This is a genomic window from Burkholderia sp. TSV86, assembly GCF_001522865.1.
GTDB lineage: Bacteria > Pseudomonadota > Gammaproteobacteria > Burkholderiales > Burkholderiaceae > Burkholderia.
The window spans coordinates 36695-61321 of record NZ_LOWB01000021.1 but is presented as its reverse complement, the minus strand read 5'-3'; the positions used below and the strand labels follow the sequence as shown (position 1 = coordinate 61321).

Here is a 24627-nt window from a genome sequence, read left to right as displayed (position 1 = left end):
ATGTTTGCATGACCGATGTGACCGATGATGCGCCGTCGCAGCCGACGGCGTTCGAACGGGTGGGCGGCGAGGCGCGCGTGCGCGAGCTTGTCGACCGCTTCTACGACCTGATGGATCTCGAGCCCGAGTTCGCCGGGATTCGCGCACTGCATCCGCCATCGCTCGACGGCTCGCGCGACAAGCTGTTCTGGTTTCTGTGCGGCTGGCTGGGCGGGCCCGATCATTACATCGAGCGCTTCGGCCATCCGCGGCTGCGCGCGCGGCATCTGCCGTTTCCGATCGGCTCGTCGGAGCGCGACCAGTGGCTGCGCTGCATCGCATGGGCGATGGAGGACGTCGGCATCGACGAGCCGCTGCGCGAGCGGTTGATGCATTCGTTCTACGATACGGCCGACTGGATGCGCAACCGTCCTGGTTGAAACGCCGGTACGCCGCAGCACGCGCGTGGCGCAACCGCCTCTGTCGAACGGCATGCGCGGCGCTGCATACTGCCCGCTCCGATCATCATCGATACGCCAGCCGAGTTTTCCGATGCCCACCCATGCTTTGTTTCGCGAAGACGCCTATTTGACCCATTGCGACGCAACCGTGACGGCCGTCGATGAAGCCGGCATCCATCTCGACCGGACCGTGTTCTATCCGCTCGGTGGCGGCCAGGCGGGCGACAGCGGCACGCTGACGCTGCCGGGCGGCGCGACGCTCGCGATCGCCGACACGCGCAAGGCCAAGTTCGACGGCGCGACGCCCGACGATGCCGTGCATGTGCCCGCGCCGGGGCAGCACGCGCTCGCCGCGACGCTGAAGCCGGGCGACAGGATCGTCGCCGCGATCGATTGGGCGCCGCGGCATCGGCGCATGAGGCTGCATACCGCAAGCCATCTGTTGTGCGCGGTGCTGCCTTATCCGGTCGACGGTTGCAGCGTGAGCGCCGATTACGCGCGGATCGATTTCGCGACGACCGAGCCGATCGAGCGCGAATGGGTCGACGCGCGCTTGGCCGAGCTGGTTGCCGGTGCGCATGCGGTGTCCACCGAATGGATCACCGACGACGAACTGGCCGCGCGCCCCGAACTCGTGCGCACGATGAGCGTGAAGCCGCCGATGGGGCTTGGACGCGTGCGGCTGCTGCGGATCGAAGGCGTCGATCTGCAACCGTGCGGCGGCACGCATGTGCGCAATACCGCGGAAATCGGCGTGTTGCGCGTCGCGAAGCTCGAGAAGAAGAGCGCGCGCACGCGCCGTCTCGTGCTGGAATTGGGATGACGCGGCGCGCCGTGCCGGGGGCGTGGGATACGCGGGGCGTGCGGCGCGCATGGAACGTTTGACGCGTTCGATCGGTCTTTAGTGTCTGAAGCGCCGAGTATTTCGACGCGCCCAAGCCCGGAACGCCGCCATGTCCCAATCACCCGACAATCTCGAAGCGCCCGGCCCAGACTCGCCGGACGAAGCATGCACGGCGCGCGGCGTGCCGGCGCAGGCCAGCATACCCGGCCGCGCAGGCAAAGCCGTGCCGGACGCTCCGGATGATTACGCGGCGCTCGATTCCCGCGCACGCGACGTGCTCGATTTCTGGTTCGGCGCCCCCGGCGATCCGGCATTCGGCCATGCGCGCAAACAGTGGTTCAACGGCGGTGAGGCGTTCGATGCGCAAATACGCGAGCGCTACGGCGCGCTGGTCGGCGCCGCGACGGCGGGCGCGCTCGATGCCTGGGCGCAACGTCCGCTCGGCGCGCTCGCGGTGATCTTGGTGCTCGATCAGTTCTCGCGCAACATCCATCGCGGCACGCCGCTTGCATACGCATCCGACCGGCACGCGCTTGCGCATGCGAAGGTGCTTGTCGCATCGGGTGCCGACCGCGCGTTGCCGACCGGTCATCATCGCGCGTTTGCCTATTTGCCGTTCGAACACGACGAATCGCTCGACAGTCAGCGCGAAGCGGTGCGCCTGTGCGCGCAGATCCGGCGTGAGGCCGGATGCAGCAGCTATTACGACCATGCGCTGCGCCACGCGGCCGTGGTCGAGCGCTTCGGGCGATTTCCGCATCGGAACGCGATTCTCGGGCGCACGTCGACCGACGGCGAAATCTCGTTTCTCAAGACGCCGGACTCGTCATTCTGAGCGGTTCAACCATCGATGGCTCTGGGCGCGATGGTGCAGGCCGTTTCCGGCAACCGCCGGTTGCGCCGTGAGGCTTTGAAGCGATGTATTCGCACGGCGGGCGGTGTCGTGATCGACAGGGATTTCGGCAGGCTGGCGAACGGTGAACGGCGGCGGGGCCTGAAGAAACCGAACAGTGTTTCCGGCAGAGCCGGGCGGGCATTCATCGAGACGATGCCGCGCCCGTCGCGGCGCGGCCATCGCGATCATGGCAGCCGACAGGCAGGGCGCTCGCGCGATGAGGCGCGGGTGTTGAACTGAAGCGGGCAATCGAGCGTTCCGGCCTTCGATCGAGGCCTGGGCGGCACGCGTGGCGCGCCGCGCCGTGCGCTGAATCAGCGCGGATACGCCATTCGCCGCTGGCACATGCCCAGGCGCTTCGTTGCCCGCTGCGAAGCGCCCGAAGCGCCGCCGCTGCCTACGGCCGGCCGTTGCCTGCCGCGGATTGCGCAGCTGCCGTTTTCGCGAAAAGCGGCGTGCGCACGTACACGCGCAACATCTCCTGCGTGTCGGCCGGCCGCGCGCCCGACCAGAACGGCTGCCAGGTGTCGTCGAGTTTGGGCGGATGATCGCGTGCGCCTTGCACGATGAGCCACGTACATGCGCTCGCGTCGGGCTGATCGGCCGGCTGATGCAGGATGCCCGAGAAGTAGTAGAGCATCGGCGCTTCCGATTCGCCCAGGCCGACGCTCGCCATGCAGTCGCCGTCGTTCCATTCGAGCGCGAGCCGCTGGCTCAAATCGTCGAATACCGACCGGTAGCTCTTCGCGACGTCGAGCCACGGCAGCAGCAACGTAAACACGAGCCCCCATCCGACGATCACGCCCAGCGTCCATGACAGCGCGCCGCGCCACTTGCCCGCGAGCCGCAGCGTCGGCAGCAGCGCGAGCCAGCCGATCGTGAGCGCGAGCGCCGGCAGTACGAGCGCAGGCTCGAACGGCATCGTCCAGTCCAGTGGCAGCCAGCGCCCGAGCCAAGCGATGGCCGCATGCGAGGCGTCGCGACTGGACATCAACGACCAAACGATCCACACCGCCGCCGCCGCGCTGCCGAACAGCAGCCGGCTCGCGTAGTCCCACGCGGTGGCAAGCCGCTGCGGCAGGCGCCCGACCGCCTGCGCGGCGACCAGCGCGAGCGGCGCGATGAAAGGCAGGATATACAGTTGCCGGGCGGTGGCAGACAGATGCAGCACGACGAGACCGATGCCAGCGAACATGAGCGGCAGCGCGACGCGCGGAGCGCGCCATTCGCGCCACAGGCCGAGCGCGAGCGCGGCGAGCGCGAGCGGGCCGGCCGGAAAGCCGACTGTCAGCAGCGCCCGCCAGATGAACAGCGGCTTGTCGTTTTCGGCGCCGAGCGTCGGCACCGAAAAACCGAAGAAGCGCCCGACGTTGTTGTCCCAAAACCAAGTCATGAACAGCGACTCGGAGCGTAGCCACAACGCGATCGGCCAGATCAGCGCGAACGGCGCGCACGCGAGCGCGGCAATGCCGAGCGAGCGGGCGAACGAACGGCTGCGGCAACCGGGGTACAGCGCGAGCATGGCGACCGTCGTCGCGCCGAACACGAGCGGCACGAATAATCCCTTCGACATCAGCGAGATGCCGACGCCCGCGCCGAACAGCACCGCCGCGAAGCCGTTCGAGCGGCCCGGCTGGCTCGACAGGCGCGGGCCGTCTTGCGCACCGTCCGCGCCGCCTGCGTGCCGGTGCACGAGTTCGAGCAACCCGCAAAAGCCGATCGCGGCGCCTGCCATCAGCGCGACGTCGGTCATCAAATCGTGCGAGTGTTTGACGACAACGAGCGAGCCCGCGGCGAGCGCGACGGCGCCGATGACCGGCAGCGAAAGCCAGCGTGGCTCGCCCGTCGCGACACGGGCGGCGCGCGCGGCGAAGCCGAATGCGAGGGCGGCGAACAGCGCGCTCGCGAGCCGCGCCGCGTCGTGCAATGGCAGATAGCGTTCGAACAGCCACGCGAGGCCCGTCGCGACCCAATCGAAGAGCGGCGGTTTTTCGAGGAACGGCTGACCGGCGTTGGTCGGTACGACGAGGTCGCCGCTTTCGAGCATGTGCTGAATGATGCCGAACGTATAGGTTTCGTCCTGCTTCCACGGGTCATGACCCAGGATGCCCGGCAGCAGGTACGCGCATAGCATGGCCGCCGCAGCGAGCCATACGCGCAGCCCGGCGAACGTCGTGCGGCCGGCTTGCGCACGCGGGACGCGCGCATCGGCGGCGCGGCCACGCTGGCCCGCCGTGGCCGGTGCGACGGCCGTCAGCGCGGCGCCCGTTGCGGCACGCGCGCCCGTTGGCGATCGATGGACGTGTTGAGTCACGACGGGCGCACGCGAGTGCCCGCCGCCGGATGTGCTTCCCTGCATCTGGTGATCTCTTGATGGATGCGCGGCTGGCTGGATAGACCAAGCCGGTTGTGAGGTCGCGCAGCGGCGCTGACGCCGAAAAGGCGGATGCAGCAGTCCAGCCCGCGCCGGACGTTAGTAGACCACGGGGTTGTTACGAATGTTTACGAAAATTGTGAGGGAATGCAGCGAAGTGAGAGGGAATGTAGAGTTTTGTATTCGAGCACCTCAACCATCGGGGGCCGCTTGGCGGCAACGGTGGTGAGCATGTGTGGCGGCATGGTGCGCGATGCGTGGCCGGTTTCGTGTGCCGGATGCCGCCGTGTGACGTATGCTGCGGGCTAAGCGGCTAAGCGGCTAAGCGGCTAAGCGGCTAAGCGGCTAAGCGGCTAAGCGCTGACCTGCTAGCGTCCTCCGCCGACGTCGAGCAGCGCGCCGTTCACATATGACGCCGCGTCGCTGATCAACCAGACGATCGCCTCGGCGACTTCCTCTGCCTCGCCGGCGCGCCCCAGCGGCGCGAGCGAACCAAGCCGCGCGGCGCGGCCGGGCTGGCCGCCGCTTGCGTGGATCTCGGTTTCAATCAGGCCGGGGCGTACCGCATTCACGCGCACGCCATGCGGGCCGAGTTCCTTCGATAGGCCGATCGTCAGCGTATCGATCGCGCCTTTCGAGCCCGCATAGTCGACATATTCGTTCGGCGAGCCCAGGCGAGCGGCGATCGACGAAACGTTGACGATCGCGCCGCCCGCGCCGCCGCGGTTGGTCGGCAGCCGCCGCGCCGCTTCGCGCGCGCACAGGTACGCGCCGAGTATGTTGGTATCGAACACGCGCGAGAGGCGCGCGAGATCCATGTCGGCGAGCGGCAGCGACGGCGCGACGATCCCCGCATTGTTGACGAGTGCATCGAGCCGGCCGAATGCCGCCTGCACCGCATCGAACATCCCGATCACGTCGGCTTCGCGCGTGACGTCGCCGCGCACGACGCAGGCGTTGCCGCCCGCCGCGCGCACGGCGTCGGCGGTCGCTTCAGCCGACGCGGCGTCGCGCGCGTAGTTGACGCCAACCGACCAGCCGCGCGCGCCGGCGGCAAGCGCGCTCGCGCGGCCGATGCCGCGGCTTGCGCCAGTGATGAGGACGACTTGGGATAACGGATTCGTCATGGCTTGGATTTTTGGCACTTAATGGAATGGTCGGCAGGGAAGGCGGGCGAAGCGCCGCCAACGCACGGCGCCAACGCACGGCGCCAACGCAACGGCGCCAACGCAACGGCGCGCGAAGCGCCGGCGGCACTCAGGCTTCCTGTTCGGACAAATATTCCCACTTGTCGCGCGCCGGCGGCCGATAGCGGACGATCTGCTCGATCAGCGCGTCGGGCGCGGCGTCGACGCACAGCGCGTCGAAATAGACGCGCTGCATGAAACCTTCGTCGACCGTGTGCTTGAGCAGCGCAAGCAGCGGCTCGTAGAACGCATCGATGTTGTAGAGCGCGATCGGCTTGCGGTGATAGCCAAGCTGCGCCCACGTGTAGACCTCGAAGAACTCTTCGAGCGTGCCGGCGCCGCCTGGCATCGCGACGAACGCATCGGCGAGATCGGCCATCATCTTCTTGCGGTGATGCATGTCGGGCACGACGTGGAGCTCGGTCAGGCCGGCGTGGCCGACCTCTTTGTCGACGAGCAACTCGGTGATCACGCCGATCGCGCGGCCGCCCGAGGCGAGCACCTCATCGGCGATCACGCCCATCAAGCCGACGCGTCCGCCGCCGTACACGAGCGTCAAGCCCGCTTGGGCGAGCGCGCGGCCGAACGCGCGCGCGGCATCCGTATATGCGGGCTTGGCGCCGTGCGCGGAGCCGCAATATACACAGACCGTCTTCATTGCTTCGCGTCCTTATCCTTGCGCGGCGAACCGTCGCGCGGGGGCAGGTAGTCGTGGAACTCGCGCTTGGGCAGCTTGCCGGACACGATGTCGTCGAAGATCTGCCGCGAGCGGCCCCGCAGATACGGCGCCATCACCGAGATCACGTGCATGCTGACCTGATGCAGTTCCTCGCGGATCGCGTCCTGATCATTGTATTTGCGAGGGTGCATCACATACTGATACGACAGCCAATAAGTGGCGATGACGGCCATGTTGGTCGCGATCACTTCGATTTCGGCGGGCGCCGCGACGAGTTCGTTGTCGGCTGCGAGCAGCTCGCACATCTCGCGCGCGAAGCGGACCTTGTGGCTGATGATTTGCTTGAAGTGCGTCTCGAGCGTGCGATTGCGTGCGAGCAAATCGTTCAGATCGCGATAGAGGAAACGATAGGTCCACATGAAGTCGGCCATGTACTGCAGATACGACCAGGTTTCGTCGATCGTTGGCCGGTGATCATCAGGAAAGCGCAGGCGCCGTTCGATCTGCTGCTCGAACTGCGCGAAGATGCTGTTGATGATGTCGTCCTTGTTGCGGAAATGGTAGTACAGGTTGCCTGGACTGATTTCCATTTCCTCGGCGATCGTCGTCGTCGTCACGTTCGGCTCTCCGATCTCGTTGAAGAGCTTCAACGACAACTCGAGAATCCGTTCGCGCGTCCGGCGGGGAGGTTTCGCTTCCATGTCGTCCGGCCCAGTGTTCGCCGGACTTGGCGGGCGTTGCCATGTTTGCTGCTTATATCGTCCGGTGCGGTTGCTGTTCTATAACTATTGACCGATTATAAACCGCTCAGTTGCGCGTCCGGCGGTATTTCGTGATTCGGACATACCCGGTTGTGTTGCGATGCACACAGGTGCACCGGGTTGCACGTCCGGCTGGCCGCGCTCAGCCGGCAAGCCGGTGCCAGACGAGCGGCCCGAGGATGAGGGCCCAGGTCAGCACGCACACACCGAGTGCAACCGTCACCGCCGCGCTGCCGAGATCCTTCGCGCGCTTGGACAACTCATGGCGCTCGAGCGAGATCCGGTCGATGGCTGCTTCGACGCTCGAATTCAGCAACTCGACGATCAGCACGAGCAGCACCGAACCGATGAGCAGTGCGCGCGAGGCCGGCTCGACGGGCGCGAACGCGCCGATCGGCAGCAGGAGCACGGCGAACGTGAGTTCTTGACGGAACGCGCTTTCCTCCCGGATCGCCACGCGAAAGCCGTTCACCGAATGCTTGAGCGCGTACCACGCGCGCACGACGCCGCGATTGCCCTTGTACGGATTGTGCGGCAGCGGCGCGAGCGGATCGTCTGGTCCGAGCGGCTCGTGCGCATCGAACGTTTCAGACGGCGGGCCCGGCATGCGCGTCGGGCGCGCGGCGGGCCGGCGTGACGGCGGGCTGGGGTGGGGCGCTTTCGCGCGCATGACCGGTTTCAAACGGCTGCGCCTTCAGGGCGGGAGCAGGCGGTTTTCGCGAGCGGCTTCAGATGCGAGGCGAATTGCTCGGACGCCGCACGCCAGGAGAATCGCTCGGCCCACGCCCGCGCATGATGCCGCTCGATCTTCAGCGCCTCGAGGCATGCTTCGCGCAGATCGTCGCTCATCGAGCCCGCGCCGCCGTTGCCGAGCACGTCGACGGGCCCCGTCACCGGATATGCGGCAACCGGCGTGCCGCATGCGAGCGCTTCGAGCAGCACGAGGCCGAAGGTGTCGGTGCGGCTCGGAAACACGAACACGTCGGCGGCCGCATAGACCTTGGCAAGCTCCGCCTGGGACAGCACGCCGAGGTAATTTGCCTCGGGGTAGCGCGATTTGAGTTCGGCGAGTGCGGGGCCTTCGCCCGCGACCCATTTCGAGCCGGGCAGATCGAGCTTCAGGAACGCCTCGACGTTTTTCTCGATGGCCACTCGCCCGACATACAGAAAGATCGGTCGCGCCGTGTTCAGCACTTTCGACTCCATCGGGCGGAAGATGTCGAGATCGACGCCGCGCGTCCACAGCACGACGTTACGAAAGCCATGTTGCTCGAGATCGTCCTTGACGACGGGCGTTGGCGCCATCACCGCGAGCGAGGCGCCGTGGAACCAGCGCAAGAAGCGGTAGGTGGTCGTGAGCGGGATGCCGAAGCGTGCGTGCACGTATTCGGGAAAGCGCGTGTGATAGGCGGTGGTAAACGGCAGCTTGCGCGCGCGCGCATAGCGGCGCGCGGCTAGCCCGAGAGGCCCTTCCGTCGCGATGTGCAGCGCGTCGGGCGCGAACGCGTTGAGCCGTTCGCGCAGGCGCCGGTACGGCAGAATCGACAGCCGGATCTCGGGGTAGGTCGGGCATGGCACGGTGCGGAACTCCAGCGGCGTCAATAGCTCGACGCGATGGCCGAGCGCGGTCAGCTCGCGCGCGGTGCTTTTCAGTGTGCGCACGACGCCGTTGACTTGCGGCTCCCACGCATCGGTGATGATCATGATTTTCATCGCAGGCAGTCCTTCGAGGCTCATGCGGGGGCTTTCGTCTTGCGCGCTTGCGCGGCGCCGGGCGAGCGGATGATGGTCCAGTGGACGACTTTCAGCTCGCCTTCCGTCGTCTCGACGAGCGCGGACAGGCTTTCGACCCAGTCGCCGTCGTTGCAGTACAGCACGCCGTCGATCTCGCGGATCTCGGCCTTATGGATGTGGCCGCAGACGACGCCGTCGCAGCCGCGGCGGCGCGCCTCGTCGGTCATCACCGCCTCGAACGACGAGATGAAGTTCACCGCGTTCTTCACCTGATGCTTCAGGTATTGCGACAGCGACCAGTATTGGAACCCGAAGCGGCTCCTGATCCGGTTGAACCAGCGGTTCAGCACCAGAATCAGCGTATAGAGCGTGTCGCCGAGATACGCGAGCCACTTCGCATGCTGGATCACGCCGTCGAACAGGTCGCCGTGCACTACCCACAAACGTTTGCCGTACAGCGTCGTATGAAACGCTTCGCCGCGCACCTGGATCTCGCCGAACGCGAGGTCGCAGAATTGGCGCGCGGCCTCGTCGTGGTTGCCGGGAATGTAGACGACCTGCGTGCCTTTTCTCGCCTTGCGCAGAATCTTCTGGACGACGTCGTTGTGCGTCTGCGGCCAGTACCAGCCTTTCCTCAGTTGCCAGCCGTCGATGATGTCGCCGACGAGATACAGGTATTCCGATTCGTTGTGCTTGAGAAAATCGAGCAGATAGTCCGCCTGGCAGCCGCTCGTGCCGAGGTGGATATCCGACAGCCAGATCGTCCGATAGCGGTGCGGCGCAGGTTCCGAATCTTCATGCCGCGCGGCCGGGGCGGCAGGCGCAGGCGGCGGCGCGAGCATATCGCTTGCCGCCGAGCCTGACAGAAATGCGCTGGCGGTATCGAGGCCGCCGGGGTGACGAAATAAGGAAGCCGCGGACGTTCTTTTGCCCATGCATGACTCGCGCCAATTGACGTTATCGGCATTGCGCCATGCGGGCGTGACTGTGCCGTGACAGTCACGAAATGTTCTTATGCTGCAACTTTACCCGCGCGCGGGACGCCGACGATGCGGGTGCCGGCGAGGCGGTCGTGCGGGAATTGGCGGCTCGGATGCACGCGCGCGGCGAGCACCCAGAGTGCAAACCAGACGGCTGCGGCCGCCAGCGTGCGCGGTAACGGGAAGTCCGCGAGCGGGTGCAGCGCGAGCGGGGGCAGGAACCATAGCCAGCCGAGCGCATAGCGCATGATCGCGCGACCGACCGGCAGCGGCGCGCCGCCGGCGGTCTCGACGCGCAGCCGCCAGGTTTTCATCGGCAGCGTCTGGCCGCCGTGCGTCCAAAACCAGACGAAGTATGCGCCGGCGACGAGCGCGATCCACGCGGCGAGCAGCCGCCGGTGATCGAGGCCGTTGTGCTGCTGAAATACGATGCCGAAAGCAAGCGCGGCGACAAACACGACGCCGAACAGCAGCAGGCTTTCGTAGACGAGCGCGGCGAGCCGGCGGCGTAAGCTCGGCGGCGCGTCGGCTGCGGTGGGCGGCGTCGTCACGGCGCGCATGGTCCGCTTACGAGCCGTTGAAGATCGACGGAGCCTCGGACGGCGAGACAGGGGTCGGCGTGACGGGCGCGATGATGCCGGGTATGACCAGCGTGGAGGCTGGCGCGGGGGCGGTGGGCACACTCGCGGGCACCGCGGGCGGCGCGGCATTCGCCGCGGCGGGCGCGCTCGCCGGATGCCGGTCGTGGGCATTCACGAGCCGGCTGATGTCACGGTCGCTCTTGCCGGTAGGCGGCGCGCTGACGACAGTGGGCCGGCGCCGGCGCTCGGCTGCCGCGAGCTTTTCCTTCTGCTCCGGCGACAACTGCTGGTACGCCTTCCATGCTTTTTCGCGCGCCTGCTCGGGCAGATCCTTCGACACTTGGTAGTTTTCGCGCGCGACGCGGCGCTCCTCGGGCGTCATTCGAACCCATTCGGCCATTCGTTCCTGCAGCCGTTTTTGCGCCTCCGGCGTCATCTTCGGAAAACGGGCGGCGATTTTGAGCCATTTGCGCTTGCGCGCGTCGCTGAACGAATCCCACTGATTCTCGAACGGCGCGAGCGCGACGCGCTGTTGCGGCGTGAGGCGTGCCCACGACAGCGGCCCCGACGCCGGCAGCGCAGGCAACTCGCCCGTCAACGCAAGCGCCGCCGACGCGAGCGCAGGCGCGTTCGCGACCGCTATCGCGGCCGCCGGCTGAGGATGAAAGCGCGGGTAGGTGGCGACATACGCGACGGCAAGCGCGATCGCGCAGCCAAAAAAAACAGCCAGTCCCCGTTTTTGACTCACCCGTGCGTTCCCCTTATTGCTTATGCGTTAGTGGGCGTGCGAAAGATAGGCGTTGAACCCGTGATCGAGATACGCATCGAGGGGCAGGTTGTCGCTCAGCATGGCCGCGTCGATGTCGGCCAGCTCCGCGGTGCGCTGCATGTCCTCCCAGTACGCAATGCCGATGAGCCCGGCGAGCAGCAGCACGAGCGGCCACGCGCCGATCAGCCGGCGGCCGAGCGATTTGCGGTGCGGCGTGCTGTCCGGCATGCGCAATTCGAGCGCGCCGGTGCCGCCCGCGAGCGCGGGCACGAGCACGATCGACGCATCGGGTTTCTTGCGGGCGAGCGCCGCGCGGCGAGCAGCGGCCAGGCGCTGCACCGTCGACGCGGGCAGCGCGGCCGCACGCTCGTCAAGGGCGCGCCGGATCTTGAACGCAAGTTCGAGTTCTTCCTTCGTGGCGGGAGCGGAGCTCATAGCGTGATTCCTTTGGCCTTGAGCGCCAGCGCCAATGCGTGAGTGGCCCGCGAGCAGTGCGTCTTGACGCTGCCTTCGGAGCACCCCATGGCGGCGGCTGTCTCGGCGACATCCATATCTTCCCAATAACGCATCAGGAAGGCTTCCCGTTGACGTGCCGGAAGCTTCTGGATTTCCTCGTCGATCAGCGTGAGCACCTGTTCGCGTTCGAGCCGGGTTTCGCTGCTTTCGATACCGTCGCCGTCCGCCGATTCTAGCGTCTCGAGCGGGTCGAATTCGTCGTCGTCGGTGCTGTTCAGCGATGAAAACAGGCTGACCCACGTATTGCGCACCTTTTGTCTGCGGAAATGATCGTGGATCGCGTTCTGCAGGATGCGCTGAAAGAGGAGCGGCAACTCGGCAGCCGGGCGGTCGCCGTATTTCTCCGCGAGCCGGATCATTGCGTCCTGCACGATGTCGAGGGACGCATCGTCGTCGCGCACCGCATAAGCGGCCTGCTTGAACGCGCGCCTCTCGACGCCCGCCAGAAAATCGGCGAGTTCCTTTTCTGATGCCATGCCGTGAAGGTCCGCGCTGCGTTCTCGTCGCGTAAAAAGTCGGAAAAAATTCGTAAAACCCGCGGATGCTAACAAATTTTCGCGCGAGAGGGCACCTTGTTTGGGCCTTCCGGCCGCATGAGCCGGCGCGTGCGGCGGTTTGCGCCACATTGCGGCGGTGCGGGCCGTGAGGCCGCGGCGGGAGGCGTCACACGGGCGTCACACGGGCGGCGCACGGCGGCGAGCCGGTCAGCCGGATATCGGGCGCAGGGGCCGATCCGGCGGACCTCGAATCGAATAGCGGGCGCAGATGCCGCAACCGCGCGATCAAGCGCGGATTCGAACACCGGCATCCGGATCGGTCAAATGCGACGCCGCAAAAGCGGGCCGCGCGCGTTCGGGCAGCGGGCGCGTCCGCGCGGCGCCTCGAGCGCGAATATTGGACGCGCGGCGTGCCGAAACAGGGTTTGATGCATTGCGGGATTTTCTACTTGACCGCTTGCCGGGGAGACGCTATCGTCGACAGTTCGCAACATAAAGTGACAGTCTCAATTGAGGCCGGCCCAAGAAGCCCGCCTTTCAAAATGGACGCGCCGCTTGAACCCGAGCCACAAGCCCGGCAGAGAGCACCCGATCAATTTTTTGCCGAAAATTCGAAAGGTCTACGATGAATATGCCCAGCGCGGAATTTTCCACGTCGGAATCCCTTTCTCCTCAGAAAACCGGCTCCATCGGCGCCACCGTGCTCATGAAGGCACTGGCCGACGAGGATGTCGAATTCGTCTGGGGCTACCCTGGCGGCTCGGTTCTCTATATTTACGACGAGCTGTACAAGCAGGACAAGATCCAGCACATCCTGGTGCGCCATGAACAGGCCGCCGTGCATGCCGCCGACGCGTATTCGCGCTCGACGGGCAAAGTCGGCGTCTGCCTCGTCACGTCCGGGCCGGGCGTCACGAACGCGGTCACGGGTATCGCGACCGCCTACATGGATTCGATCCCCCTCGTCGTGATCAGCGGCCAGGTGCCGACCGCGGCGATCGGCCAGGACGCGTTCCAGGAGTGCGACACCGTTGGCATCACGCGCCCGTGCGTGAAGCACAACTTCCTCGTGAAGGACGTGCGCGAGCTGGCGGCGACCGTTAAGAAGGCTTTCTACATTGCGCGCACCGGGCGTCCCGGTCCGGTCCTCATCGACATCCCGAAGGACGTTTCGAAGACGCCGTGCGAGTACGAGCCGCTCAAGAGCGTGGCGTTGCGCTCGTACAACCCGGTCACCAAAGGTCATTCGGGCCAGATCCGCAAGGCGGTCTCGCTGCTGCTGGCCGCGAAGCGTCCGTATATCTATACCGGCGGCGGCATCGTGCTTGCCGAGGCGTCGCGCGAGCTGAATCAGTTCGCCGATCTGCTCGGCTATCCGGTCACGAACACGCTGATGGGCCTGGGCGGCTATCGCGCGTCGGACAAGAAATTTCTCGGCATGCTCGGCATGCACGGCACGTATGAAGCGAACATGGCGATGCAGCACTGCGACGTGCTGATCGCGATCGGCGCGCGCTTTGACGACCGCGTGATCGGCGATCCCGAGCACTTTGCGTCGCGGCCGCGCAAGATCATCCATATCGACATCGATCCGTCGTCGATCAGCAAGCGCGTGAAGGTCGACATTCCGATCGTCGGCGACGTGAAGGAAGTGCTCAAGGAGCTGATCGAGCAGTTGCAGACGGCCGAGCACGGCCCTGATGCCGACGCGCTCGCGCAATGGTGGAAGGACATCGAGGGCTGGCGCGCGAAGGACTGCCTGAAGTTCGACCGCGAAAGCGAGATCATCAAGCCGCAGTACGTGGTCGAGAAGGCGTGGGAACTGACGGGCGGCAACGCGTTCGTGTGTTCCGACGTCGGCCAGCACCAAATGTGGGCCGCGCAGTTCTACCGCTTCAACAAACCGCGCCGCTGGATCAATTCGGGCGGCCTCGGCACGATGGGCTTCGGCCTGCCGGCGGCGATGGGCGTCAAGATGGCGCATCCGGACGACGACGTGCTGTGCATCACCGGCGAAGGCTCGATCCAGATGTGCATCCAGGAACTGTCGACCTGCAAGCAGTACGACACGCCCGTCAAGATCATTTCGCTGAACAACCGCTATCTCGGCATGGTCCGGCAGTGGCAGCAGATCGAATACAGCAAGCGCTATTCGCATTCGTACATGGATGCGCTGCCGGATTTCGTGAAGCTCGCCGAAGCATACGGCCACGTCGGGATGCGCATCGAGAAAACCGCGGACGTCGAGCCGGCGCTGAAAGAAGCGCTGCGCTTGAAAGACCGCACCGTGTTCCTCGATTTCCAGACCGATCCGACCGAGAACGTCTGGCCGATGGTTCAGGCCGGCAAGGGCATCACCGAGATGCTGCTCGGATCCGAAGATCTGTAACTCTGTAACGGCGCGACGCGCGCTCGGATTCGCGGGCGGCCGCCTCCATGAAGGGCGGCGCGGCGCGCGGGCGGCGTGCGGCGCAGGCGAATCGATACGGAACACACTGGAAGAAGCGAACATGAGACACATCATTTCCGTGCTGCTCGAAAACGAACCGGGCGCGCTGTCGCGCGTCGTCGGCCTGTTCTCGGCGCGCGGCTACAACATCGAAACCTTGACGGTGGCGCCGACCGAGGACCACTCGCTGTCGCGTCTGACCATTGTCTCCATTGGCTCTGACGACGTGATCGAACAGATCACGAAGCATTTGAACCGCCTGATCGAGGTGGTGAAAGTGGTGGACCTGACCGACGGTGCGCACATCGAACGGGAGCTGATGCTGATCAAGGTGCGCGCGGTCGGCAAGGAGCGCGAAGAAATGAAGCGGATGGCGGATATCTTCCGCGGCCGCATCATCGACGTGACCGAAAAGACTTACACGATCGAATTGACGGGCGCGAGCGACAAGCTCGACGCATTTATCCAAGCGCTGGACGCGGGCTCGATTCTCGAGACGGTGCGCACCGGCAGCTCGGGTATCGGTCGCGGCGAGCGCGTGCTGAAAGTCTGAACCACGAATCTCATTGAATTACTGAATTAGCCAAGGAGCGATCATGAAAGTTTTCTACGACAAGGATGCCGACCTTTCCCTCATCAAGGGCAAGCAAGTCACGATCATCGGCTACGGCTCGCAAGGCCATGCGCACGCGCTGAACTTGAAGGACAGCGGCGTGAACGTAACGGTCGGCCTGCGCCGCGGCGGCGCGTCGTGGAGCAAGGCCGAGAACGCGGGCCTTGCGGTCAAGGAGGTCGCAGAAGCGGTAAAGGGCGCGGACGTCGTGATGATGCTGCTGCCCGACGAGCAGATCGCCGACGTCTATGCAAAGGAAGTGCACGCCAATATCAAGGAAGGCGCGGCGCTCGCGTTCGCGCACGGCTTCAACGTCCATTACGGCCAGGTGATTCCGCGCGCGGATCTCGACGTGATCATGGTCGCGCCGAAGGCGCCGGGCCACACGGTGCGCGGCACGTACTCGCAGGGCGGCGGCGTGCCGCACCTGATCGCGGTCGCGCAGGATAAGTCGGGCGCGGCGCGCGATATCGCGCTGTCGTATGCGGCGGCCAACGGCGGCGGGCGTGCGGGCATCATCGAGACGAACTTCCGCGAAGAGACCGAAACCGACCTGTTCGGCGAACAGGCCGTGCTGTGCGGCGGCACCGTCGAGTTGATCAAGGCGGGTTTCGAGACGCTGGTCGAGGCAGGCTACGCGCCGGAGATGGCGTATTTCGAGTGTCTGCACGAACTGAAGCTGATCGTCGACCTGATCTACGAAGGCGGCATCGCGAACATGAACTATTCGATCTCGAACAATGCCGAGTACGGCGAGTACGTGACGGGTCCGCGCGTCGTCACCGACGAGACGAAGAAGGCGATGAAGCAATGCCTGAAGGACATCCAGACGGGTGAGTACGCGAAGAGCTTCATTCTCGAGAACAAGGCGGGCGCGCCGACACTGCAATCGCGCCGCCGCCTGACGGCCGAGCACCAGATCGAGCAGGTCGGCGCGAAGCTGCGCGCGATGATGCCGTGGATCGCGAAGAACAAGCTCGTCGACCAGACGAAGAACTAAGTCGCGCGCTTCATCCGGCCCCGGATCGGGGCCGGGCTCGAAAGCCGCCCGAAGGCGTCAGTGCCGCGGGCGGCTTTTGCTATCCTACGGGCTTTGCCATTCAACGAAGAACGAACCATGAATTATCCTCATCCGATCATTGCGCGCGAAGGCTGGCCGTTTATCGCGATCGCGGCCGTCGTCACGCTGCTGATCCACGCCATCGGCGGGTTCGGCCTCGCATGGCCGTTCTGGCTGCTGCTTGTCTTCGTGGTTCAGTTCTTCCGCGATCCGCCGCGGCCGATTCCGACCCAGCCGAACGCGGTGCTTTGCCCGGCCGACGGCCGGGTCGTGGCGGTCGAGATCACGCAGGACCCGTATGCGCAGCGCGAAGCGTTGAAGATCAGCGTGTTCATGAATGTGTTCAATGTCCATTCGCAGCGCTCGCCCGTCGACGGCGCGGTGCAGAAGGTCGAGTATTTTCCGGGCGCGTTCCTGAATGCGGCGCTCGACAAGGCGTCGGCCGAGAACGAGCGCAACGCGGTCGTGATTCAGACGACGGACGGCCAGACGGTGACGGCCGTGCAGATCGCGGGTCTCGTCGCGCGCCGGATTCTTTGCTACGTGCGTGCGGGCGAACCCGTTACGCGCGGCCAGCGCTACGGCTTCATCCGCTTCGGCTCGCGCGTTGACGTGTATCTGCCGAAGGGCAGCCGCGCGCGCGTGACGATCGGCGAAAAGGTGTCCGCGTCGTCGACGATCCTCGCCGAGCTGCCAGAGCAACAGTAAGCGGGAATACGTATCGATGGCTGCATTCAAACCGCGCCGCCCGCGCAATGGCAAAGCCCCGTGGCCGCGGTCGTTTCGCCGCAACAAATCCGTCGCCGCCGCGCCGGATCTGGCGCCCGTCGAAGGACGCCGTGCCGCGCGCCGGCAGCAATTCCTGAGAACGCGCGGCATTTATCTGCTGCCGAACGCGTTTACCACGGCCGCGCTTTTTTGCGGTTTCTTTGCTGTCGTGCAGGCGATGAACGTCCGTTTCGAGACCGCGGCGATCGCGATCTTCGCAGCGATGGTGCTCGACGGAATGGACGGCCGCGTCGCGCGGCTCACGCATACGCAAAGCGCATTCGGCGAGCAGTTCGACAGCCTGTCGGACATGGTGTCGTTCGGCGTCGCGCCGGCGCTCGTGATGTACGAATGGGTGCTGAAGGATCTTGGCCGCTGGGGGTGGCTTGCCGCATTCGTCTACTGCTCGGGCGCGGCGCTGCGTCTCGCGCGTTTCAACACGAATATCGGCGTTGTCGACAAGCGCTTCTTCCAGGGGCTGCCGAGTCCGGCCGCCGCCGCGCTGATCGCGGGCTTCGTGTGGCTCACCGTCGACAATCGCGTGCCGGTGAAGCTCGGCTGGCTGCCGTGGGTCGCGTTCGCGCTGACGGTTTACGCGGGCGTGACGATGGTGTCGAATGCGCCCTTTTATAGCGGCAAGGCGCTCGACGTCCGCCACCGGGTGCCGTTTGCGGCGATCCTGCTCGTGGTCGTCGCGTTCGTGCTCGTTTCGTCCGATCCTCCGCTGATGCTGTTCGGCCTGTTCGTGCTGTACGGGCTGTCCGGCTATGTGTTTTGGGCGTATATGGCGGTGCGTGGACGGGCGAATCCGGCGCGCTCGTCGCAGCGCGAGCATTGACGGCCCGCCGCGCTTGATGCGCGGCAGCGCGATGTAGCGGGGACGGCGGCCGGCTTGGCCGCCGTTTTCCTTGGCAAGCCGCGACGGTTGTTTTTCCTGCGCGCCGCACCTGCGGCGCATGCCGTTCCCGGCTTTGCGCCGATGCTCGTCCAGGGCAAAACCGCGCCGCGGCGCGCAGCGCTTGCTTGGGGAAGCCTCCGATTGCGCGCCACTCGGAATGCCGCTATAGTCGCCAGCATGACCGCATCCTCCCGCCTTTCTCTTCTTCTAGCCGGTGCGCCGCTACGCGCGCTAGCTCTAGCGCGCCTGTCGCGCTGACCCCGTTTTCGCCCTCCGTCGAGCTTCGTCTGCTGTTCCAGTGTCGCCTGCGGTGGCGCGAGCTTCATCACGTGTATTGCCCCATTCGAAACCTGGAGTCCCCCATGACAGACAAGCTGATCATTTTCGACACGACGTTGCGTGACGGCGAGCAGTCGCCCGGCGCGTCGATGACGAAGGAAGAGAAAATCCGCATCGCGAAGCAACTCGAGCGAATGAAGGTCGACGTGATCGAGGCCGGCTTCGCCGCCAGCTCGAATGGCGATTTCGACGCGATCCACACGATCGCGCAGCAGGTCAAAGACAGCACGATCTGCTCGCTCGCGCGCGCAAACGACAAGGACATTCAGCGCGCGGCCGATGCGCTCAAGCCCGCCAACAGCTTCCGGATCCATACGTTCATCGCGACGTCGCCGCTGCACATGGAGAAGAAGCTGCGGATGACGCCCGATCAGGTGTTCGAACAGGCGCGTCTGGCCGTGCGTTTCGCGCGCAAGTTCACCGACAACATCGAATTTTCGCCCGAGGACGGCAGCCGCTCGGACATGGATTTCCTCTGCCGCGTGCTGGAGGCGGTGATCGACGAGGGCGCGACGACGATCAATATTGCCGATACGGTCGGCTACGGCGTGCCGGAACTGTACGGCAACCTCGTGAAGACGCTGCGCGAGCGCATTCCGAACTCGGACAAGGCGGTTTTCTCGGTGCATTGTCATAACGATCTGGGAATGGCGGTCGCGAACTCGCTTGCGGGCGTGAAGATCGGCGGCGCGCGGCAGGTCGAGTGCACGATCAACGGTCTCGGCGAGCGCGCGGGCAATACATCGCTCGAGGAGATCGTGATGGCGGTGAGAACCCGCAAGGACTACTTCGGGCTTGACCTGGGCATCGATACGACGCAGATCGTGCCGGCGTCTAAGCTCGTATCGCAGATCACGGGCTTTGTCGTGCAGCCGAACAAGGCGGTGGTCGGTGCGAACGCATTCGCGCATGCGTCGGGCATCCATCAGGACGGCGTGCTGAAGGCGCGCGACACCTACGAGATCATGCGGGCGGAAGACGTCGGCTGGACCGCGAACAAGATCGTGCTGGGCAAGCTGTCGGGCCGCAACGCGTTCAAGCAGCGTTTGCAGGAGCTTGGCGTGTCGCTCGACAGCGAAGCCGAATTGAACGCAGCGTTCGCGCGCTTCAAGGATCTCGCCGATCGCAAGGCCGAAATCTTCGATGAAGACATCATCGCGATCGTCACCGAGGAGGAATCGGCGCTGGCGCACGAGCACGAGCATTACCGGTTCGTGTCGCTGTCGCAACGCTCGCAGACGGGCGAGCGGCCGCAGGCGACGGTCGTATTCTCGGCGGGCGGCGTGCAAGTGGAGGGCGAGGCCAACGGCAACGGGCCCGTCGACGCGACGTTCAATGCGATCGAGAGCGAGGTGGGCAGCGGCGCGGAACTGCTGCTGTATTCGGTCAACGCGATTACGACCGGCACGCAGGCGCAAGGCGAGGTGACGGTGCGGCTGTCGAGGAGCGGGCGCATCGTCAATGGCGTCGGCACCGATCCGGATATCGTCGCGGCATCGGCGAAGGCGTATATCGCGGCGCTGAACAAGCTGCATTCGAACGACAAGCTCAATCCGCAGCGCGCGTGATGCGAGTTTGATACGCATTCGGCGCGCATGGCGGCGCGTCTGCCCGGTTGCGCCGCCCGCATGCCGGACGAAAAACGCCCCGCCGGCCAGCCAGGCCGTGCGGGGCGTCGTCGTTCAGGACGCAGCGCTTACTGCATCGTCGGGCTGCGGAAGAACCAGCGCATGCCGCTTTCGCGAGCGTGCTCGACCTGGCGCCGATAGTCGACCGTAATGGCGCGCCGCGGCGCGTCTTCGACGAACGCGTCGATCATCTCGCGCACGTCATGATCGATGTAATCGACCCGGGTTGCGTCGATGATGACGACCGCGCGATCCGGAATTTGCGCGAGATACTGCTTGATCCGTACCTTGCCGAGAAACGACACGTCCTTGCGGAACGTCAGCAGGTAATGATCGTCGTGCTGCGCGAGCGTCGCCGGGCTGCGCAGGTTTGCGATCGCGACCGCGAGCACGCAGCACGCGATGCCGAGCGCGATGCCGGCGAGCAAGTCGATTGCGAGCACGCCGGCAATCGTCACGGCGAACGGCACAAATGCGCCGCGCCCTTGCTTGGCGACGGATGCGAAGAGCGCAGGCTTCGCGAGCTTGAAGCCGGTGTGAATCAAGATCGCCGCGAGGCTGGCGAGCGGGATCAGATTCAGCAGGCCGGTGAGCGCGAACACGCTGACGAGCAGCAGCACGCCATGCACGATTGCCGACATCCGGCTTTGTCCGCCTGCATTCACGTTCACCGAGCTGCGCACGATGACCGCCGTGATCGGCAGGCCGCCCACCATGCCGGCGAGGAAGTTGCCGACGCCCTGCGCCTTGAGTTCGCGGTTCGGTTGCGACGGGCGGCGCTGCGGATCGATTTGCTCGACCGCTTCGAGGCTCAGCAGTGTCTCGAGGCTCCCGACCACCGCGAGCGTGATCGCGACGCGCCAGACGTCCGGATTCAGCAGTTGCGCGAAATTCGGCCCGAAGTCGGCGGTTTGCAGCACCGAGCTGAGCGCGGCGAACGACGTGAGTTCAGGCAGCGCAACGCGATGCTCGACGGGTGGCACGGCATTCGGTGCGACGAAGCCGAGCAGGGCGGTCACGCCGATGCCGATCAGCACGACAATGAGCGGCGCGGGCACGACGCGTACAAACTTGAAGCGGCGCATCGCGCGCGTGTCCCATGCGGCAAGCAGCGCGAGCGACACGATCGCGATCGCGCTCGAGGTGAGCACCGCATGGCCGGGCGCATTGCCGTCACCGGTCAGCCCGAGCGCGAACGGCGCTTGCTTGATGATCAGCAGCAGCCCGATGGCGGCGAGCATCCCTTTGATGACGGGCGACGGCACGTAAGCGGCGAAGCGGCCTGCTTTCAGCAGTCCGAAGACGATTTGCAGAACGCCCGACAGCAGCACGGCGAGCAGGAACGCCTCGAAGTTGCCGAGCCGCGCGATCCCTTCGACGACGATCACGACGAGACCGGCTGCCGGGCCGCTGACGGACAACTGCGAGCCGCTCAGGATCGCAACGATGAGGCCGGCGATGATGCCGGACACGAGCCCGGCGAACGGTGCGGCGCCGGACGCGTTGGCGATCCCGAGGCAGAGCGGCAATGCGACAAGGAAGACGACGACGCCGGCGACAAGGTCGCGCGGAAATGTAGAGAACGAAGCACTCAGATTCTTCATGGTGAACGGGAAACGTAATTGGGCCAAGGGGCGATGCGGCACGGACAGCCGCGGGTTTCAGCGCTTGCGCTCGCTCAGGCGGCCGCGGTTTCGGCGCGCTCGGCCGGCGGGCCGACTTCGGCCGCCGGCGAGTAACCGGACGTGAGTTCCTTGAGCCGACCGTCGGCGAGCGAGAAGATCCAGCCGTGCACGAGCGGCGCGGGATCGGCGTCTCGAATGATCGGCGAGCTCGACAACAAACGGACCTGCTCGATTACATTGAGCTCGGCGAGCCGATCGGCGGCTTCGTCGGGCGGCACGCCGTCGAGTTCGACGTGATGACGGCGGGCGAGCGCACAAAGCGGCGCGATCCGGCGGTTGACGTGCGGCAGCCCCGGCGACGGCGGCAGCAGCGAGGCGCGCACGCCGCCGCAGCCATAATGCCCGCAGACGATCACGTGATCGACCTTGAGCACACGCACCGCGTACTCGAGCACGCTCGCGCTGTTGTCATCGTCGGGGTGGAACAGGTTCGCGATGTTTCGATGTACGAACAGCTCGCCCGGCACGCTGTGCGTGATCGTCTCCGCCGGCACGCGGCTATCCGAGCAGCCGATCCACAGCACGCGGGGGTTCTGGCCGCGCGACAGCGAGTCGAAGAAGGCGGGCGAACGCTCGGCGGTCTCGCGGGCCCAGGCGATATTGGCGACGAGCATGCTTTTGGGGCGATTCATTGAGGACTCCTGGATACATGAACGAGTGGTCCGGCGACGCAAACTTGCATTCGACGTGGTACGCCTGTCTTTCTAAATTGAAAGCTTGGTGACTGCGATATTAGGTGAAGGCCCGAATCAGAAGTTCGGTTTGAAATATTCTGTTGCAATTTATTTTTGTGAATGACGCCGCTGCACCACCGGTACATCGAGAATGACGGGAGCGGGTGCATGCTGCACTAAAATGGACATCGCCGCTCAAGCTCGTGTGGTCTGGCTTAGAGACGGCAGTTTCATTCTTTTTGTTTTAATTGACTCGTTGGTCGGGGTATTTGTCATTTGGAAAAAGATGACAAAAATATAAGAAACGAGTGGTAAAGGATTTATTGGCACGAAGCGTGGTGAACAGAAATTTCATGAAAAAAGCGTCATATTGAGCGCAGGGTGATTCAATCGGTGCGGTGTATCACTGTGCGAGGCGATGCTCCGTGCGTTCAGGGAGCGGGAGCGCACCGACGCGAGCTGGAGTCGCTGCTGCGGGTCATGCGCTTGGCGCGGCCGTAGCTGCCCAATGCTCGACGCGTCGGCTTGATGAATTTGGGGGCGAAGCGTGGACGCTGCCGCACGCAGCCGCCGAGCAGGCATGGCGTGTAGGCGGCGGTTGCGGATGTGGTTGCGTCCGTATATCCGCTCACGCGTAAGCGAAGCGGGCTCAGTCGCGCCGCGAGGCTGGCATGCGGCTCGAGTCGTCATTTCGAGATTGGCGCATTGCGGGCCGAATTCGAGTTGAGCGGGTGCGGCCCCGAAGCCGCCTTGAGCCTTGAGCGGGCAGATAGCCCGGCCGATACGATGCTGACCGAGCCGGCAAGGCGGCGCCGGCCGCGACGGTTTCTTCGCAGCCGGCGTTTTTTCCATCCGGACCGGAATTAGAACAGCGTGCGGCGATCCGGATCGTGCAGCGGGTCGGGCGTTTTCTGCGTGAGGCGCAGGATGCCCGCGTCGTCGAAATAAAAGTTGTAGAGCATGTACCAGACGTTGTCTTCGAGATAACGGTACGTCCAGACTTCGCGTTTCATCAGCGGAAAGTACGCGGTTTCGACCGGCCGGCCGAAATTCACGAGCACGTCGGTCTTGGTCCAAGTGCCGATTTCGGCGCGGTAGAACTCGAGCGGCTGCAGCACCTGCCGCACGTTGACGATCCGGCTCGCGGCATCGATGTCCGCGGCCACGGTGACTTCGCCCATCGGTTGCGTCGGCCACATCAGGCGCTTGCCGCCGTTCGGCAGATCGTAGATTTCGCGCGGTGGACCGAGGCTCGCGACGATCGCGGACGAATCCTGTCCCGCGTGAAAGCGCTGCCACGGCTGCGCGCAGCCGGCCAAAAGCGCCGCCGCGCACACGAACAATAGCGGGAGACGGGCTGACATAGGTTTTCCTCCATGAGTCTCGGATGGGGACGTTTTATCACGCCGGCTGCCTGGCCGCGCAATGGGGACGGGGAGAAGTTTGCGTGGCGGCTGGGCGGCCTTCGCGCGCCGCGTTTCGGCGCGCGATGTGCTGTCAGAGGCGGCGCCCGGGAGGGCCGCGCGACAAGAGACGGGTCGCAGCCGGCGTGGACGGGCGTGGCGTAACGCGGCAAGGGCGGCGAACACGCAGGAGGGCGGGGTAAAGGAGGCGAAAGCGGCAAAGGCAGCAAAAGCGGTGCGCAAGAGGCGATCCGCGCGGCATCGATACCGGCGTCACCGCCGCGCCTGCCGTATGAAACGCGTTCGCCGGGTGGAATTCGCCGGCTGAGTGACTTGTGTTACAATGCGCGCCGTTGTAATCACGGCACGGCCTTTCTTCCGTGTCCGCCTGTTTAGTCGAAAAGGAAATCAAATGTCTGTTGCTGATATCAAGAAGTCGGAAGTTGTTGCTCAGTTCGCCCGTGGCGCAAACGATACGGGCTCGCCCGAAGTTCAGGTCGCACTCCTGACGGCGCGCATCACGGAACTGACGGGGCACTTCAAAACCCACGCGAAGGATCACCATAGCCGCCGCGGTTTGCTGCGCATGGTGAGCCGCCGCCGCAAGCTGCTCGACTACCTCAAGGGCAAGGATGCCGACCGTTATCGCGCGCTGATCGAGAAGCTGGGTCTACGTAAGTAAACGGGGCGCTTTTCGCCTTCGCAAGATGCCTGTGTCAGTTGCTCTGATGCAGGCATTTTGTTTTTTCGCGGCGCGCATCGCGCGTGCCGCCGGGCTATCGAAGCCCACAACCGGCCAGGCACACACGGGTTGAGCTTTGTGTCATTCCAGCGCGCTGTTCGCGCTTCGCTC

At 65.1% G+C, this 24627-nt stretch carries 25 protein-coding genes; 11 read left to right on the top strand and 14 right to left on the bottom strand.

The features are described from left to right. Positions 1-8: 8 nt before the first annotated feature. The 4 genes from WS68_RS02400 to WS68_RS02385 all read left to right on the top strand — a co-directional run bounded on the left by WS68_RS02400 (position 9) and on the right by WS68_RS02385 (position 2419). Positions 9-419, top strand: a complete 411-nt coding sequence (locus WS68_RS02400; RefSeq protein ID WP_059569279.1) for a group II truncated hemoglobin — start codon at positions 9-11, stop codon at positions 417-419. A gap of 112 nt (positions 420-531) precedes the next feature. Beyond that, positions 532-1263 (top strand): alanyl-tRNA editing protein, encoded by a 732-nt coding sequence (locus WS68_RS02395; RefSeq protein WP_059569278.1) that lies wholly within the window; start codon positions 532-534, stop codon positions 1261-1263. Between the two features lie 130 nt (positions 1264-1393). Continuing rightward, positions 1394-2119, top strand: a complete 726-nt coding sequence (locus WS68_RS02390) for a DUF924 family protein (protein WP_082709768.1) — start codon at positions 1394-1396, stop codon at positions 2117-2119. A gap of 30 nt (positions 2120-2149) precedes the next feature. Then, entirely contained in the window at positions 2150-2419 is a 270-nt protein-coding gene (locus WS68_RS02385; RefSeq protein WP_059569277.1) for a hypothetical protein, read from the top strand. A 157-nt stretch (positions 2420-2576) separates the two neighbouring features. Here WS68_RS02385 and WS68_RS02380 read toward each other — a convergent pair whose 3' ends face one another. The 11 genes from WS68_RS02380 to WS68_RS02330 all read right to left on the bottom strand — a co-directional run bounded on the left by WS68_RS02380 (position 2577) and on the right by WS68_RS02330 (position 12236). Beyond that, complete coding sequence (locus WS68_RS02380) at positions 2577-4538, bottom strand: ArnT family glycosyltransferase (protein ID WP_059569276.1); 1962 nt, start codon at positions 4536-4538, stop codon at positions 2577-2579. 383 nt (positions 4539-4921) lie between these two features. Next, on the bottom strand, positions 4922-5680 hold the full coding sequence (locus WS68_RS02375) for an SDR family oxidoreductase (RefSeq protein ID WP_059569275.1): 759 nt from the start codon (positions 5678-5680) through the stop codon (positions 4922-4924). Between the two features lie 130 nt (positions 5681-5810). Next, entirely contained in the window at positions 5811-6398 is a 588-nt protein-coding gene (locus tag WS68_RS02370; protein WP_059569274.1) for a TIGR00730 family Rossman fold protein, read from the bottom strand. Then, positions 6395-7120, bottom strand: coding sequence for a TetR/AcrR family transcriptional regulator (locus tag WS68_RS02365; RefSeq protein WP_059569273.1), 726 nt, complete (start codon positions 7118-7120; stop codon positions 6395-6397). The genes WS68_RS02370 and WS68_RS02365 overlap by 4 nt, the downstream gene beginning before the upstream one ends. A gap of 202 nt (positions 7121-7322) precedes the next feature. Then, positions 7323-7850, bottom strand: coding sequence for a diacylglycerol kinase (locus WS68_RS02360; protein WP_059569272.1), 528 nt, complete (start codon positions 7848-7850; stop codon positions 7323-7325). Between the two features lie 8 nt (positions 7851-7858). Further along, positions 7859-8893, bottom strand: a complete 1035-nt coding sequence (locus WS68_RS02355) for a glycosyltransferase family 4 protein (RefSeq protein WP_059569553.1) — start codon at positions 8891-8893, stop codon at positions 7859-7861. Between the two features lie 20 nt (positions 8894-8913). Beyond that, positions 8914-9849 (bottom strand): UDP-2,3-diacylglucosamine diphosphatase, encoded by a 936-nt coding sequence (locus tag WS68_RS02350; RefSeq protein ID WP_059569271.1) that lies wholly within the window; start codon positions 9847-9849, stop codon positions 8914-8916. Positions 9850-9926: 77 nt separating this feature from the next. Next, positions 9927-10454: an RDD family protein gene (locus WS68_RS02345; protein WP_059569270.1), complete on the bottom strand. Its 528-nt coding sequence runs from the start codon at positions 10452-10454 to the stop codon at positions 9927-9929. Between the two features lie 7 nt (positions 10455-10461). Next, positions 10462-11223: a DUF3106 domain-containing protein gene (locus tag WS68_RS02340; RefSeq protein WP_059569269.1), complete on the bottom strand. Its 762-nt coding sequence runs from the start codon at positions 11221-11223 to the stop codon at positions 10462-10464. Positions 11224-11250: 27 nt separating this feature from the next. After that, positions 11251-11679, bottom strand: a complete 429-nt coding sequence (locus WS68_RS02335) for a DUF3619 family protein (protein ID WP_059569268.1) — start codon at positions 11677-11679, stop codon at positions 11251-11253. Beyond that, on the bottom strand, positions 11676-12236 hold the full coding sequence (locus tag WS68_RS02330) for an RNA polymerase sigma factor (protein ID WP_059513156.1): 561 nt from the start codon (positions 12234-12236) through the stop codon (positions 11676-11678). The genes WS68_RS02335 and WS68_RS02330 overlap by 4 nt, the downstream gene beginning before the upstream one ends. Positions 12237-12882: 646 nt before the next feature. Here WS68_RS02330 and WS68_RS02325 point away from each other — a divergent pair. From WS68_RS02325 to WS68_RS02300, 6 genes are all read left to right on the top strand, one after another. Further along, on the top strand, positions 12883-14646 hold the full coding sequence (locus WS68_RS02325; protein WP_059569267.1) for an acetolactate synthase 3 catalytic subunit: 1764 nt from the start codon (positions 12883-12885) through the stop codon (positions 14644-14646). Positions 14647-14767: 121 nt separating this feature from the next. Next, positions 14768-15259 (top strand): acetolactate synthase small subunit, encoded by a 492-nt coding sequence (ilvN, locus tag WS68_RS02320; RefSeq protein ID WP_059513160.1) that lies wholly within the window; start codon positions 14768-14770, stop codon positions 15257-15259. A gap of 43 nt (positions 15260-15302) precedes the next feature. Further along, positions 15303-16319, top strand: a complete 1017-nt coding sequence (gene ilvC / locus WS68_RS02315; protein WP_059569266.1) for a ketol-acid reductoisomerase — start codon at positions 15303-15305, stop codon at positions 16317-16319. Positions 16320-16436: 117 nt separating this feature from the next. Further along, positions 16437-17087, top strand: coding sequence for a phosphatidylserine decarboxylase (locus tag WS68_RS02310; RefSeq protein WP_059569265.1), 651 nt, complete (start codon positions 16437-16439; stop codon positions 17085-17087). A 16-nt stretch (positions 17088-17103) separates the two neighbouring features. After that, complete coding sequence (pssA, locus tag WS68_RS02305; protein WP_059569264.1) at positions 17104-17985, top strand: CDP-diacylglycerol--serine O-phosphatidyltransferase; 882 nt, start codon at positions 17104-17106, stop codon at positions 17983-17985. A gap of 422 nt (positions 17986-18407) precedes the next feature. Then, positions 18408-19952, top strand: coding sequence for a 2-isopropylmalate synthase (locus tag WS68_RS02300; protein WP_059513167.1), 1545 nt, complete (start codon positions 18408-18410; stop codon positions 19950-19952). A 128-nt stretch (positions 19953-20080) separates the two neighbouring features. Here the strand turns inward: WS68_RS02300 and WS68_RS02295 are convergent, their stop codons facing one another. The 3 genes from WS68_RS02295 to WS68_RS02285 form a co-directional block, all read right to left on the bottom strand. Further along, a complete protein-coding gene (locus WS68_RS02295) occupies positions 20081-21616 on the bottom strand; it encodes a SulP family inorganic anion transporter (RefSeq protein ID WP_059569263.1) in 1536 nt (511 codons plus the stop codon). Between the two features lie 74 nt (positions 21617-21690). Next, complete coding sequence (locus WS68_RS02290; protein WP_059569262.1) at positions 21691-22329, bottom strand: carbonic anhydrase; 639 nt, start codon at positions 22327-22329, stop codon at positions 21691-21693. A gap of 905 nt (positions 22330-23234) precedes the next feature. After that, positions 23235-23735 carry a hypothetical protein gene (locus tag WS68_RS02285; protein ID WP_059569261.1) on the bottom strand — a complete coding sequence of 167 codons (501 nt, stop codon included), beginning with the start codon at positions 23733-23735 and terminating at the stop codon, positions 23235-23237. Positions 23736-24186: 451 nt separating this feature from the next. Here WS68_RS02285 and rpsO point away from each other — a divergent pair, with 451 nt between their 5' ends. Further along, the gene (rpsO, locus tag WS68_RS02280; protein ID WP_004185828.1) at positions 24187-24456 is read left to right on the top strand and encodes a 30S ribosomal protein S15; all 270 of its coding nucleotides are present in this window, start codon (positions 24187-24189) and stop codon (positions 24454-24456) included. Positions 24457-24627 lie beyond the last annotated feature (171 nt).

Excerpts from the sequence above, each read along its gene's own strand:
- WS68_RS02290 (WP_059569262.1), bottom strand. The coding sequence starts at position 22,329 with ATGAATCGCCCCAAAAGCATGCTCGTCGCCAATATCGCCTGGGCCCGC.
- rpsO (WP_004185828.1), top strand. The coding sequence starts at position 24,187 with ATGTCTGTTGCTGATATCAAGAAGTCGGAAGTTGTTGCTCAGTTCGCC.
- WS68_RS02295 (WP_059569263.1), bottom strand. The coding sequence starts at position 21,616 with ATGAAGAATCTGAGTGCTTCGTTCTCTACATTTCCGCGCGACCTTGTC.
- WS68_RS02310 (WP_059569265.1), top strand. The coding sequence starts at position 16,437 with ATGAATTATCCTCATCCGATCATTGCGCGCGAAGGCTGGCCGTTTATC.
- WS68_RS02285 (WP_059569261.1), bottom strand. The coding sequence starts at position 23,735 with ATGTCAGCCCGTCTCCCGCTATTGTTCGTGTGCGCGGCGGCGCTTTTG.
- WS68_RS02395 (WP_059569278.1), top strand. The coding sequence starts at position 532 with ATGCCCACCCATGCTTTGTTTCGCGAAGACGCCTATTTGACCCATTGC.
- WS68_RS02385 (WP_059569277.1), top strand. The coding sequence starts at position 2,150 with ATGGTGCAGGCCGTTTCCGGCAACCGCCGGTTGCGCCGTGAGGCTTTG.
- ilvN (WP_059513160.1), top strand. The coding sequence starts at position 14,768 with ATGAGACACATCATTTCCGTGCTGCTCGAAAACGAACCGGGCGCGCTG.
- WS68_RS02375 (WP_059569275.1), bottom strand. The coding sequence starts at position 5,680 with ATGACGAATCCGTTATCCCAAGTCGTCCTCATCACTGGCGCAAGCCGC.
- WS68_RS02355 (WP_059569553.1), bottom strand. The coding sequence starts at position 8,893 with ATGAAAATCATGATCATCACCGATGCGTGGGAGCCGCAAGTCAACGGC.
- WS68_RS02390 (WP_082709768.1), top strand. The coding sequence starts at position 1,394 with ATGTCCCAATCACCCGACAATCTCGAAGCGCCCGGCCCAGACTCGCCG.
- WS68_RS02300 (WP_059513167.1), top strand. The coding sequence starts at position 18,408 with ATGACAGACAAGCTGATCATTTTCGACACGACGTTGCGTGACGGCGAG.
- WS68_RS02335 (WP_059569268.1), bottom strand. The coding sequence starts at position 11,679 with ATGAGCTCCGCTCCCGCCACGAAGGAAGAACTCGAACTTGCGTTCAAG.
- WS68_RS02330 (WP_059513156.1), bottom strand. The coding sequence starts at position 12,236 with ATGGCATCAGAAAAGGAACTCGCCGATTTTCTGGCGGGCGTCGAGAGG.
- WS68_RS02380 (WP_059569276.1), bottom strand. The coding sequence starts at position 4,538 with ATGCAGGGAAGCACATCCGGCGGCGGGCACTCGCGTGCGCCCGTCGTG.
- WS68_RS02400 (WP_059569279.1), top strand. The coding sequence starts at position 9 with ATGACCGATGTGACCGATGATGCGCCGTCGCAGCCGACGGCGTTCGAA.
- WS68_RS02370 (WP_059569274.1), bottom strand. The coding sequence starts at position 6,398 with ATGAAGACGGTCTGTGTATATTGCGGCTCCGCGCACGGCGCCAAGCCC.
- ilvC (WP_059569266.1), top strand. The coding sequence starts at position 15,303 with ATGAAAGTTTTCTACGACAAGGATGCCGACCTTTCCCTCATCAAGGGC.
- WS68_RS02365 (WP_059569273.1), bottom strand. The coding sequence starts at position 7,120 with ATGGAAGCGAAACCTCCCCGCCGGACGCGCGAACGGATTCTCGAGTTG.
- WS68_RS02345 (WP_059569270.1), bottom strand. The coding sequence starts at position 10,454 with ATGCGCGCCGTGACGACGCCGCCCACCGCAGCCGACGCGCCGCCGAGC.
- pssA (WP_059569264.1), top strand. The coding sequence starts at position 17,104 with ATGGCTGCATTCAAACCGCGCCGCCCGCGCAATGGCAAAGCCCCGTGG.
- WS68_RS02350 (WP_059569271.1), bottom strand. The coding sequence starts at position 9,849 with ATGGGCAAAAGAACGTCCGCGGCTTCCTTATTTCGTCACCCCGGCGGC.
- WS68_RS02360 (WP_059569272.1), bottom strand. The coding sequence starts at position 7,850 with ATGCGCGCGAAAGCGCCCCACCCCAGCCCGCCGTCACGCCGGCCCGCC.
- WS68_RS02325 (WP_059569267.1), top strand. The coding sequence starts at position 12,883 with ATGAATATGCCCAGCGCGGAATTTTCCACGTCGGAATCCCTTTCTCCT.